The sequence below is a fragment of the Salmonella sp. A1325 genome, from assembly GCF_056991255.1.
Genome location: NZ_JAMLWO010000002.1, coordinates 219,630 through 232,152, shown reverse-complemented (window position 1 = coordinate 232,152; position 12,523 = coordinate 219,630). Strand labels below are relative to the sequence as shown.

The window sequence follows — 12,523 nt, the reverse complement described above, 5'->3', positions numbered from 1 at the left end:
ACGAAATCTGCAATAATTAACGATTATCCCCTTAACAGAGAACGCTATGCAGTACCCGATTAACGAGATGTTCCAGACCCTACAAGGCGAGGGTTATTTTACCGGCGTCCCCGCTATTTTTATTCGTTTACAAGGATGTCCGGTCGGCTGTGCCTGGTGTGATACTAAGCATACCTGGGATAAACTGAGCGATCGGGAAGTGTCTCTGTTCAGCATTCTGGCAAAAACCAAAGAGAGTGACAAATGGGGTGCTGCGAGCAGTGAAGATCTGCTGGCGGTGATTAATCGTCAGGACTATACCGCGCGTCACGTTGTCATCACCGGTGGCGAACCCTGTATTCACGACCTCATGCCGCTCACCGATCTGCTTGAAAAGAGTGGTTTTAGTTGTCAGATTGAAACCAGCGGGACGCACGAAGTGCGCTGTACGCCTAACACCTGGGTAACGGTTTCACCAAAAGTGAATATGCGCGGAGGATATGACGTGCTTTCCCAGGCGCTGGAGCGCGCCAATGAAATCAAGCATCCCGTTGGGCGAGTTCGTGATATTGAGGCGCTGGATGAACTGTTAGCCACGTTGAGCGATGATAAACCGCGCGTGATTGCTTTGCAGCCCATTAGCCAGAAAGAAGACGCGACGCGTCTGTGTATTGAAACTTGTATTGCACGTAACTGGCGGCTGTCTATGCAAACGCATAAATATTTAAATATCGCCTGATGCATTACTAATCTTACAGACGGCCTGCCGATGCCGTCTGTGACTCATCCATTACCTTGCATTGTTTATTTTCTCTATGTGAATTTCGATGAGTGTATAAAAGCGCTGATAAATTTTTCCATAGCGATGCACGGATCACGCTATTTTGGTAAATTTAAAGAAAAAATCATTCTATGAACTTTTTTGCATCAAAATCAGCAAATTAGCTGTTCTTTAATAATTTAAATTGTTGCGATTATGTTGGTAGAATGTGGTGCTGATAAAAAGTAGTTTATAAACAATGATATCCGTTTAGTGTGTTCCCCGCGCCAGCGGGGATAAACCGCGTAATTGGTAGTTCATTAGCTCATTTCATATGTGTTCCCCGCGCCAGCGGGGATAAACCGGCATTGATGTAACACTCCTTAACTGCGGCGGCGTGTTCCCCGCGCCAGCGGGGATAAACCGGAACAGATCGCGCTCGGCGACGCGGCGGTTATGTGTTCCCCGCGCCAGCGGGGATAAACCGTGATTTTTTATTACCACGGTGTGCCTTTTGGAGTGTTCCCCGCGCCAGCGGGGATAAACCGATCGACGTGTACAAAAATGATGCAATTCGTTTGTGTTCCCCGCGCCAGCGGGGATAAACCGACATTATAGAACCGTCATCATTCATCTGAACCGTGTTCCCCGCGCCAGCGGGGATAAACCGCTATTAGCGCGGCTGGCACCCGTGCCGCGCTCGTGTTCCCCGCGCCAGCGGGGATAAACCGTTTGTTTAAATAACGGAGACATGACCAATGAAGTGTTCCCCGCGCCAGCGGGGATAAACCGCAAAATGCCTCGGGTAGGGTAATGGGGTGAGTGTGTTCCCCGCGCCAGCGGGGATAAACCGTCTCGCCGTTAATCGTTATGTCACCTGTACCGGTGTTCCCCGCGCCAGCGGGGATAAACCGGGCATGCGCGCGGAGGCATACGCGATGTTTAGGTGTTCCCCGCGCCAGCGGGGATAAACCGGGGAATAAGCACCCGGGCATTCCCGCAAAACCGTGTTCCCCGCGCCAGCGGGGATAAACCGGGAATGCGGCTTATGCTGGTGCAAGCCAAGTAGTGTTCCCCGCGCCAGCGGGGATAAACCGTTCTGGCAATGGTCTTATTTTTTGAGGTTTAGGTGTTCCCCGCGCCAGCGGGGATAAACCGATCTGTCGCCTGGCGAGTGCTCGACGCTCAATGTGTTCCCCGCGCCAGCGGGGATAAACCGTTTTCAGGTCTGCAGCGGAAGTCAGGGGAGAGGTGTTCCCCGCGCCAGCGGGGATAAACCGACGTCGAGATATATCAGTCTAAAAGAAATGTGGTGTTCCCCGCGCCAGCGGGGATAAACCGGCGAAATTCCCCAGATACCGCGCATCGGCACTGTGTTCCCCGCGTCAGCGGGGATAAACCGGACGAGTTCTGGAAATGGTTAGCTGATAAAGAGTGTTCCCCGCGCTAGCGGGGATAAACCGCCGGATGAAAACGCCTACCCGGAAGACTACGAGTGTTCCCCGCGCCAGCGGGGATAGCCGTTGCATAATCATAATCTGTGTACCAGTAATGGCTGCTACAAACCTGTAAAGTAAAAAGGCCGCGTTTTCCCGGGGAGGCTTTTATACAGGAGAAGGCCATGGCGTTAAGGATCAGGGTATTGCTCGAAAATCATAAGGGAGCTGGAGCGGATAAATCGTTGAAGGCCCGGCCAGGATTAAGCCTGTTGGTCGAGGATGAGTCTACGTCGATCTTGTTCGATACCGGCCCTGATGGCAGTTTTATGCAAAACGCGTCGGCGATGGGGATCGACCTGTCCGATGTGTCTGCTGTGGTGCTTTCGCATGGTCATTACGATCATTACGGCGGCGTGCCGTGGCTTCCTGATAACAGTCGAATCATCTGCCATCCCGATATTGCGCGCGAACGTTATGCGGCAATGACTTTTCTCGGTATTACCCGCAAAATAAAAAAATTGTCGCGTGAGGTGGACTATTCACGCTATCGAATGATGTACACGCGTGACCCCCTGCCGATTGGCGAAAACTTTATCTGGTCAGGGGAAATACCGGTGGTCGCGCCTGAAGCCTACGGCATTTTTGGCGGCCACGATGCGGAGCCGGACTCTATTTTGGATGAGGGCGTACTGATTTACCAATCGGCAAAAGGATTAGTCATCATTACGGGATGCGGGCATCGGGGGATCGCAAATATTGTCCGGCACTGTCAGAACATTACCGGTATAAAGCGGATTTACGCGCTTGTCGGCGGATTTCATCTCCGCTGCGCATCACCGTTCACGATGTGGCGAGTCAGGCGCTTTCTGCAAGAACAAAAACCTGAAAAACTATGCGGTTGTCACTGTACAGGGGCCTGGGGGCGGTTGTGGCTACCGGAAATAACCGCACCTGCAACCGGTGATGTGCTGCGCTTTTAACACCACGCGCTGGACAATGTTTTCACTGATAAAACGTCGTGTGAATAGGCTGGAATCAATTTGGCATCCAGCCCACGCGTTAATAAACCTTATTCGCCGCGATAGATGCAGCCGGCTGTACAGGTTTCTTTCACCATCACGGCGCTCAGTAGCGGCACGACGGGCTTAACCTGATCCCAAATCCATTTTGCCAGCACTTCGCTGGTGGGATTGGACAGCCCTGGAATATCATTCAGATAGTAGTGATCAAGACGATCGTAAGTAGGTTTAAACGCCGCTTTGAGATCCGCGAAATCCATAATCCAACCGGTATGTGGATCGACTTCACCGGTAATTTCGAGACGCACCATAAACGAGTGTCCGTGCAGGCGGCCGCACTTATGCCCTTCAGGCACGTGAGGCAGGCGGTGAGCGGCTTCAAAGGTGAAATCTTTATACAACGTGGTGGACATGATGAACTCTCAGGCAATAAAAAAACCGCCGTAGGGTACCGGAAAGCGCATTTTTTATCATTAACTAAAACCATTCTCCGCCTTGTGACGGGCAATTAATTTAAGAATTTCCAGAAAAATTAATAATTATCAATCAATTATAAAATCGATTTTGGCGTTAATAACGATAACTAAAACAGGTTAGTTCATTTGGTTATTTGTTATTTCCAACCCTTCTTTAATTGTTATTCCTCTCACCGTTAACCTTATCCTCAGTTTGGGATTTATCGCTTATACACTTCATCCTTCAAGCCGCATCTGTGTTGACTGCGTTTACTCACCCCAGTCACGTATTTATGTACGCTCCTGGGGCGCGCTCAGCTTACAGTCTGGGCTACAGCGAACTTGAATGCTTTTGTGTATAGATCCGCTTTGCTTACTGGAACATAACGACGCATGACGACACCGGCTCCACTGACTGGGTTGCTTCCGCTTAATCCGGAGCAACTGGCGCGCCTTCAGGCCGCGACAACCGACCTTACTCCCGAACAGCTTGCCTGGGTCTCCGGCTATTTTTGGGGCGTACTGAACCCGCGCTCAGGCACTGTTGCCGTCACGCCTGCTCCTGAGGGGAAGATGCCGGGGGTTACGCTTATCTCCGCTTCGCAAACCGGCAACGCGCGTCGTGTGGCGGAAGCGCTGCGTGATGATCTGCTGGCGGCCAACCTTAATGTGACACTGGTGAACGCCGGCGACTACAAATTCAAACAGATTGACAGTGAAAAACTGCTGGTGATAGTGACGTCCACCCAGGGAGAAGGCGAGCCGCCGGAAGAGGCCGTCGCGCTGCATAAGTTCCTGTTCTCGAAAAAAGCGCCGAAACTGGAAAACACCGCTTTTGCCGTGTTTAGCCTCGGCGACACCTCTTATGAATTTTTCTGCCAGTCCGGAAAAGATTTTGACAGCAAACTGGCGGAACTGGGCGGTGAACGTCTGCTCGACCGTGTCGATGCTGACGTTGAATATCAGGCCGCTGCCAGCGAATGGCGCGCCCGCGTGGTTGATGTTCTGAAGTCCCGCGCACCTGTCGCGGCACCTTCGCAATCCGTCGCTACTGGCGCGGTAAACGATATCCATACCAGCCCCTATACCAAAGACGCGCCGCTGACCGCGCCCCTCGCCGTGAATCAGAAAATCACCGGTCGCAACTCGGAAAAAGACGTTCGTCATATTGAGATTGATTTAGGCGACTCCGGTCTGCGTTACCAGCCGGGCGATGCGCTGGGCGTCTGGTATCAGAACGATCCGGATCTGGTGAAAGAGCTGGTTGAGTTGCTGTGGTTGAAAGGCGATGAGCCGGTGACGGTTGACGGTAAAACCCTGCCGCTCGCCGAAGCGCTGGAGTGGCACTTCGAGCTGACGGTGAATACCGCCAACATTGTTGAGAACTACGCGACCCTGACGCGCAGTGAGTCGCTGTTGCCGCTGGTGGGCGATAAAGCCCAGCTTCAACAGTATGCCGCCACCACGCCGATCGTTGATATGGTGCGTTTCTCTCCGGCGCAGCTGGATGCTCAGGCGCTAATCGACCTGCTGCGTCCGCTAACGCCGCGCCTCTACTCCATCGCCTCCGCACAGGCTGAAGTGGAGAGCGAAGTGCATATCACCGTTGGCGTGGTTCGTTATGACATTGAAGGCCGCGCCCGCGCCGGTGGCGCTTCCAGCTTCCTCGCTGACCGCGTGGAAGAAGAGGGCGAAGTTCGCGTCTTTATTGAGCATAACGATAACTTCCGCCTGCCTGCTAACCCACAGACGCCGGTCATTATGATTGGCCCTGGCACCGGCATCGCGCCGTTCCGCGCCTTTATGCAACAGCGTGCGGCGGAAGGGGCGGAAGGTAAGAACTGGTTGTTCTTCGGCAACCCGCACTTTACCGAAGATTTCCTCTATCAGGTGGAGTGGCAGCGCTACGTGAAAGAGGGGGTGTTAAGCCGTATCGATCTCGCCTGGTCACGCGATCAAAAAGAAAAAATTTACGTACAAGACAAGCTGCGTGAACAGGGCGCCGAGCTGTGGCGCTGGATCAATGATGGCGCGCATATTTATGTCTGCGGCGACGCCAGGCGCATGGCCGCAGATGTCGAAAAAGCATTGCTGGAAGTGATCGCTGAATTCGGTGGTATGGACCTCGAATCGGCAGATGAATATTTAAGTGAGCTGCGCGTAGAGCGCCGTTATCAGCGAGATGTCTACTAATGAGCGAAAAACATCCAGGCCCACTGGTGGTCGAAGGTAAACTGTCCGATGCCGAGCGCATGAAGCTGGAAAGCAACTACCTGCGCGGTACCATTGCGGAAGATCTGAACGACGGTCTCACCGGCGGTTTTAAAGGCGACAACTTCCTGCTAATACGCTTTCATGGCATGTATCAGCAGGATGACCGCGATATTCGCGCCGAGCGTGCGGCGCAGAAGCTGGAGCCGCGCCACGCCATGCTGCTGCGCTGCCGCCTGCCGGGCGGGGTGATTACTACGGCGCAATGGCAGGCGATCGATAAATTCGCGGCGGATAACACGATTTATGGCAGTATCCGTCTGACCAACCGCCAGACCTTCCAGTTCCATGGCATTCTGAAGAAGAACGTCAAGCCGGTGCACCAGATGCTGCATTCGGTCGGTCTGGACGCGCTGGCGACCGCCAACGACATGAACCGTAACGTGCTGTGCACCTCCAACCCGTACGAATCGCAGTTGCACGCGGAAGCCTACGAATGGGCGAAGAAGATCTCTGAACATCTGCTGCCGCGCACTCGCGCCTATGCGGAGATCTGGCTCGATCAGGAGAAGGTAGCGACCACCGATGAAGAGCCGATCCTCGGGCAGACCTATCTGCCGCGTAAGTTCAAAACCACGGTAGTGATCCCGCCACAAAACGATATCGATCTGCACGCCAACGACATGAACTTTGTGGCGATTGCCGAAAACGGCAAGCTGGTCGGCTTTAACCTGCTGGTGGGCGGCGGTCTGTCTATTGAGCATGGTAATAAGAAAACCTATGCCCGTACCGCGAGCGAGTTTGGCTATCTACCGCTGGAGCACACCCTGGCGGTGGCGGAAGCGGTAGTGACGACGCAGCGCGACTGGGGTAACCGTACCGACAGGAAAAACGCCAAAACCAAATACACCCTTGAGCGCGTGGGACTGGAGACGTTTAAAGCGGAAGTCGAGCGTCGCGCGGGGATCAAATTTGAGCCGATCCGCCCGTATGAGTTTACCGGTCGCGGCGATCGTATCGGTTGGGTGAAAGGGATCGACAACAACTGGCACCTGACGCTGTTTATTGAAAATGGTCGTATCCTGGATTATCCGGGGCGCCCGCTGAAAACCGGCCTGCTGGAGATCGCGAAGATTCATCAGGGCGAGTTCCGTATTACCGCTAACCAGAACCTGATTATTGCCAGCGTGCCGGAAAGCCAGAAAGTGAAAATCGAGACGCTGGCGCGCGACCACGGGTTGATGAATGCCGTGAGCGCGCAGCGTGAAAACTCAATGGCCTGTGTATCGTTCCCGACCTGCCCGCTGGCAATGGCGGAAGCCGAGCGTTTCCTGCCGTCGTTCACGGACAAAGTGGAGGCGATTCTGGAAAAACACGGCATTCCTGATGAGCATATCGTGATGCGCGTGACCGGCTGCCCGAACGGCTGTGGTCGCGCGATGCTGGCGGAAATTGGCTTAGTAGGGAAAGCGCCGGGTCGTTATAACCTGCATCTTGGTGGCAACCGTATTGGGACACGTATCCCACGGATGTATCAAGAAAATATCACCGAGCCGGATATTCTGGCTTCGCTGGATGAACTGATTGGGCGCTGGGCGAAAGAGCGTGAAGCGGGTGAAGGCTTCGGCGACTTTACGGTGCGTGCGGGCATCATTCGCCCGGTGCTCGATCCCGCGCGTGATTTCTGGGAATAACCTGAATTGCCGGATGGCGTCTGTGTAGGCCTGATAAGCGCAGCGCCATCAGGCAAGGCAAACAGTGAGGAACTTATGTCCCAACTCGATCTCAACGCATTGAATGAACTGCCAAAAGTCGATCGCGTACTGGCGTTGGCGGAAACCAACGCCCAACTGGAAACGCTAACTGCCGAAGAACGCGTGGTCTGGGCGCTGGAAAATCTGCCCGGCGAATACGTGCTCTCCTCAAGCTTTGGCATCCAGGCGGCGGTGAGCCTGCACCTGGTGAACCAGATTCGCCCGGATATCCCGGTGATCCTCACCGATACCGGCTATTTGTTCCCGGAAACCTATCAGTTTATTGATGAGTTAACGGACAAACTCAAACTCAACCTGAAAGTTTACCGCGCGGGCGAAAGTCCGGCCTGGCAGGAAGCGCGCTACGGCAAGCTGTGGGAGCAGGGCGTAGAAGGTATTGAGAAATACAATGACATCAACAAAGTCGAGCCGATGAACCGGGCGCTAAAAGAGCTGAAAGCGCAGACGTGGTTTGCGGGTCTGCGTCGCGAGCAGTCCGGCAGCCGCGCGCATTTACCTGTTCTCGCTATCCAGCGCGGCGTGTTTAAAGTGCTACCGATTATCGACTGGGATAACCGCACGGTTTACCAGTATCTGCAAAAGCATGGTCTGAAATACCATCCGCTGTGGGATCAGGGCTATCTGTCGGTGGGCGATACACATACTACCCGCAAGTGGGAGCCGGGCATGGCGGAAGAAGAGACACGCTTCTTCGGACTGAAACGTGAGTGCGGGCTGCATGAAGGGTAATTGTCCTTACGCGGTATGATTATACTTGCTGCTATGAAAAATCCGGCAGGCAGCCGGATTTTAAATTGGTTATATTACTGACTATCTTTATGTCAGTAATATATTGCGACTGCACCCATCTTTACCAATGTGCAAAGAACGTTCATGGGTTAGATATAGTTTTTCAAGAATTACATCAATAAACATTTTTTTTGCATGATAGTCGTTATAATCCTGATTAAGTTTTTTTAAAAAACCAGAATTTGTTGGTTTAAACTCTGCAAACGGTGAATAGCTGTGTAGTAAATAGGAGATGCACGGATGCATCATGCTAAAAGCGACTTCACCTTGTACCTCCTGATAACCTATTTTGCAAAACTGAGTCGTAGGCTCAAAGTTACCGGCATTAATACAGGCCAGCATCGATTTTTCATCTGCAGTAAGTAAGTCCTGCCATTCGACAAGCGGGTGGTCTGGAGCCTCTGCTGGACGCATCATCTCATAAACCGCCGTTTTGATTTGTGCATTGCCCGTCACTTCTTTTCGTAGAGTAGAAATCGACTCCTGAAGTAATTCTGGGTGCCAGGTCATCTTCGCACCAATTACCTCGCATATTTGTAAAAATAACTGTCTCTCCTCCCTACTCATAGATTCTATCACTGCATCATCTGATATATTGAGGATGTCCTTAATATTGCTTTGGCTGATCACCGTGTCGCCGACCATAAGTAAAAATTGTGTCTGAGAGGCATCCAACTTGATAGTAAACAGATCCTGATGAGCCGGGCAGGCCAGATGTTGTAGCCGTTTAAAGGCGTAAATTTTATTTATATCCTCTACGTTAACTTCCATCTCTCCAGGTTCACCACGGCCCTGACCGTGAATGATGGAGTGTAACACTTCCAGCGCATGGTCCTTTTTTTCCGCTCTAAAATGATCCTGGACTTTATCCCAGCTCCCCATATGGATTGCTTTTTCTTTATCTGCGCTTAACAGATGAGCAAGCCGACTTTCATTAAGCGTATAATTTTGATGATTACCGAAGCTTAAAGTGACTGGCATAATATTTTCCTTCAAATTTATATTATTTAATATCCGGAGTAAAATATATCGTTCAACTCCCTCTTTTTTATTAAACAGACAAGGTTTACTACAGGAGAGAATTTGAACGGCATTATCAATACAGCACATTTATGGTTGGTAATTCTTTGTGGTGACGATAATTCAGACAAAAGGTAGATGATTCGCCGCAAATGGTCGTTTTTTTAAATTTTGGTTTGTCATGAATGGTGTTGATGCTGAGAGATAAAGTATGATGAAATGAAGTAGTTAAATTTAATTAATTAAGGGTATTCATGGAAATGGATGTAGATAGAGAAGCTACAAAGATTTTGGTGAATCTAATGTAATAACTTCTCTATACAACGGAGTTAGAATAATACCCGTTATCCAACCAATCCAAAACGTTTACTATAATAGCTAGCTTCTCCGGCATCAGATACCAGCACAACCTGTCCGGAAGGGCGATGGTGGCGTTTTCTGAAACAGGCTAATGTTTCCTCATCTGGACATTGGAATGTACCAGAATTTTTTTGCCACCATGATTTTCGGACGGATAAGCGACTTTTTTCCCAGCAGAAATCTATTTCATCAACTAAAGGGCGTAGCTGTCCATCAATGTCTTTTCTCGCGAGATAAACATCAACACTCTCTTCACCCAGACGGGTAGAAAATTCTCTATCTTTATCCCATAAAAAGTCGCTGGCTTCTCGATCGTAACCGAGATCGTAACGTAATAAATTTTGCGCAGCCACTGAACGTTGGCTAAGGACTTTGCCAAAGGCAACGTCAGAGATCGTCTGCAAGCCTGCTGGCGCAGCAATTTTCTGCTCGTATACGCCGTCAACGAGTGCTCTGGCATTATCCGGCATACGGATCTCACCATGTTGACGCAGCAGCGCCTGGGTACGCCACAGGCAGGCATGATCGGTGTAAACAAAGCCGGTACCTTTTAGCTCTTGCCCCAACCAGCCCTCTTCTGCCTGCTCCTGCCAGTGAGGGGCCAGAATATGCAATATTGGTGGCTGGCGTTCATCCGGAAGCGTAGATTTTCGTTGCCCATGGGCATCGCGGATATGGCGTTGCAGGCGACCGGCGCGCTGGATCAATAAATCAATCGGCGCCAGATCGGTGATCATCCAGTCAAAGTCCAGATCGAGACTTTGTTCAACGACTTGTGTGGCGATTAATACCTTACCACGTCGTTCAGAAACGGGGGCATTGTTACCAAACCAGTTTAACGTTTTATTTTCAATAGCAATACGATCGATAAAAGCAAAACGGCTGTGGAAAAGCAAAAGATCCTGCTCTGGAACGATTCCCTCGTGTAGCAACTGCTGGTAAGTATCCAGCGCATCATCAACCGTGTTGCGGATCCAACAAATGCACTGTCCGGTTGCCACAACGCGATAAATAATGTCCAGTGCTTCCTGGCGCTGCTGTATCCAATTAACGGCTACAGTCCTTTGAACTTCGGGACGTGTGGCCAGTGGTTGCTCTAACAGACCGGAGGAAGTGAGGTGGCTTAACCATGGATAACCCGCGTTATCGCTACCACCAGCGCTCATAAATCCCGCGCCATCGCTAAACGCATTAAGTAATTTTTCCCGTAAAGCGGCGGGAAGAGTGGCGCTCAGAATAATAGCGCTACCGCCCTGGGCGGCATGGAAGCGCAATAAACCTTCCAGCAATTTAACCATATAACCATCATAGGCGTGCACTTCATCCAGCAGCAGGATTTTGTCGCGCATCCCTAGCAATCGGAGCGATTGATGGCGAAAAGGCATCACCGCCATTAAGAGTTGATCCAGCGTACCTACGCCGACTTCCGCCAGCAGCGCTTTTTTGCGTGAATCTGCAAACCAGGTATGGCACTCAGTAGTCGCGTTGCCATCATCACGGGCATAATCTTCAGCTATATTTTCTGTTGGCTGCCAGATGGATTGTCGGAAAGAGTCCGACATTTCTCGCCCACCGTGTGCCAGGATGAGCGATGGCCTGGACTCATCGGTAAATAGCGCATGATAAGCCGATGCCAGGCGCTGATACATGGCGTTTGCGGTGGCCATTGTCGGCAACCCAACGTAGAGACCGTGGCCTTTATTGGCTGACATTAAGCGGTGAGTCAGAATCAGCGCGGCCTCTGTTTTGCCTGCTCCGGTAACGTCTTCCAGGACAACCAGCTGTGCACCGGGTGCTGAAATATCCAGTTCGCTTGCTCGTTGTTGAAGAGGAGTGAGCGTCTGAATGAACGGAAATAATGCCCGGTGATCTTGATAATAGCTGTGCTGAGATAACGGCGGCATTCGGAGGATGGCCTGTTGGGCTTTTTCACAAGCGAGAGGCCAATAATCTTTCAATGGCATGGCGCTGCTGAGCAGTGGAAACTGGCTTTCATCCGAGCCCATCCAGTCGGCAAGGGTGACAAGCCCAGCGAAAAACCAACTGTGCTGTTTTAAACATTTTCTCCCTGCTTTGGTTTTCCACTCCTGAGGTAGAGTGAAAGGAAATAATTCACTTAATGCTTCCAGATAATGCGTTGCTGCGACAATGTCTTCATCGGTGAATGCCAGCGAGCTTCTGTTTTTCATGGTGTCCGGCGGGATGCCATGGTGCCCGGTGCTAATAAGCATCCAGCTATTTAAAGCGCTTTCAAACCTGGCGCGATTTTCTGGTTCAATACCTGCGATAATTTCATTACTGCCTGAACTCCACGCTTCAAATAATTTACCCCATAAATAGAAGCCTAAGGAATCATGTCTCTCAAACGCGGAAACACCGCTAACGGGAGAGACTAAGGGAGAGTCTGGGAATTCGGCGTATTTTTGAAATCCTCTGGCGAATTTTCCGATATCGTGGCTGGCAAGAAACCAGATTATCCAGTTTTCTGCATTTGTACCTGAGATATTACATTCCTTTAATATATTACATGAATTGAATATATTGTTTTTTATTATGTATTTCCCGCATGCAGCAACGTCCAGGCAATGGTATGCCAGTAAATGATAATTACAGGTTATGTTTTTTGTTGATTTATCAGTTTTCCCCCAATAGCAGAGGTAGTCCAGATATTCTATCTGTGTCATCTTTTTCCTGTAGCAGGGGGATTACAATGAAA

At 50.9% G+C, this 12,523-nt stretch carries 8 protein-coding genes and 1 CRISPR repeat array; of the genes, 5 read left to right on the top strand and 3 right to left on the bottom strand.

Annotated features, from left to right (window positions below; all coding sequences use genetic code 11):
• The first annotated feature begins 46 nt into the window (after positions 1-46).
• Complete coding sequence (gene queE, locus NAZ64_RS05065; protein WP_001199956.1) at positions 47-718, top strand: 7-carboxy-7-deazaguanine synthase QueE; 672 nt, start codon at positions 47-49, stop codon at positions 716-718.
• A 296-nt stretch (positions 719-1,014) separates the two neighbouring features.
• A CRISPR array of direct repeats spans positions 1,015-2,263; the repeat unit is 29 nt; unit sequence GTGTTCCCCGCGCCAGCGGGGATAAACCG.
• 97 nt (positions 2,264-2,360) lie between these two features.
• Entirely contained in the window at positions 2,361-3,158 is a 798-nt protein-coding gene (locus NAZ64_RS05060) for an MBL fold metallo-hydrolase (RefSeq protein ID WP_024798189.1), read from the top strand.
• 89 nt (positions 3,159-3,247) lie between these two features.
• Here NAZ64_RS05060 and queD read toward each other — a convergent pair whose 3' ends face one another.
• Positions 3,248-3,610: a 6-carboxytetrahydropterin synthase QueD gene (gene queD, locus NAZ64_RS05055; protein ID WP_000108312.1), complete on the bottom strand. Its 363-nt coding sequence runs from the start codon at positions 3,608-3,610 to the stop codon at positions 3,248-3,250.
• Positions 3,611-4,045: 435 nt separating this feature from the next.
• On the opposite strand from queD, the gene cysJ reads away from it, so the two are divergent.
• The 3 genes from cysJ (at position 4,046) to cysH (ending at position 8,367) form a co-directional block, all read left to right on the top strand.
• On the top strand, positions 4,046-5,845 hold the full coding sequence (gene cysJ / locus NAZ64_RS05050; RefSeq protein WP_220569659.1) for an NADPH-dependent assimilatory sulfite reductase flavoprotein subunit: 1,800 nt from the start codon (positions 4,046-4,048) through the stop codon (positions 5,843-5,845).
• Positions 5,845-7,557, top strand: a complete 1,713-nt coding sequence (cysI, locus tag NAZ64_RS05045) for an assimilatory sulfite reductase (NADPH) hemoprotein subunit (RefSeq protein WP_001290646.1) — start codon at positions 5,845-5,847, stop codon at positions 7,555-7,557. The genes cysJ and cysI overlap by 1 nt, the downstream gene beginning before the upstream one ends.
• A 75-nt stretch (positions 7,558-7,632) precedes the next feature.
• The gene (gene cysH / locus NAZ64_RS05040) at positions 7,633-8,367 is read left to right on the top strand and encodes a phosphoadenosine phosphosulfate reductase (RefSeq protein ID WP_023136478.1); all 735 of its coding nucleotides are present in this window, start codon (positions 7,633-7,635) and stop codon (positions 8,365-8,367) included.
• Between the two features lie 87 nt (positions 8,368-8,454).
• Here cysH and sopD read toward each other — a convergent pair whose 3' ends face one another.
• Positions 8,455-9,408, bottom strand: a complete 954-nt coding sequence (sopD, locus tag NAZ64_RS05035) for an SPI-1 type III secretion system effector SopD (RefSeq protein WP_115395853.1) — start codon at positions 9,406-9,408, stop codon at positions 8,455-8,457.
• A 383-nt stretch (positions 9,409-9,791) separates the two neighbouring features.
• Positions 9,792-12,491: a CRISPR-associated helicase Cas3' gene (cas3, locus tag NAZ64_RS05030; RefSeq protein ID WP_115285708.1), complete on the bottom strand. Its 2,700-nt coding sequence runs from the start codon at positions 12,489-12,491 to the stop codon at positions 9,792-9,794.
• Positions 12,492-12,523 lie beyond the last annotated feature (32 nt).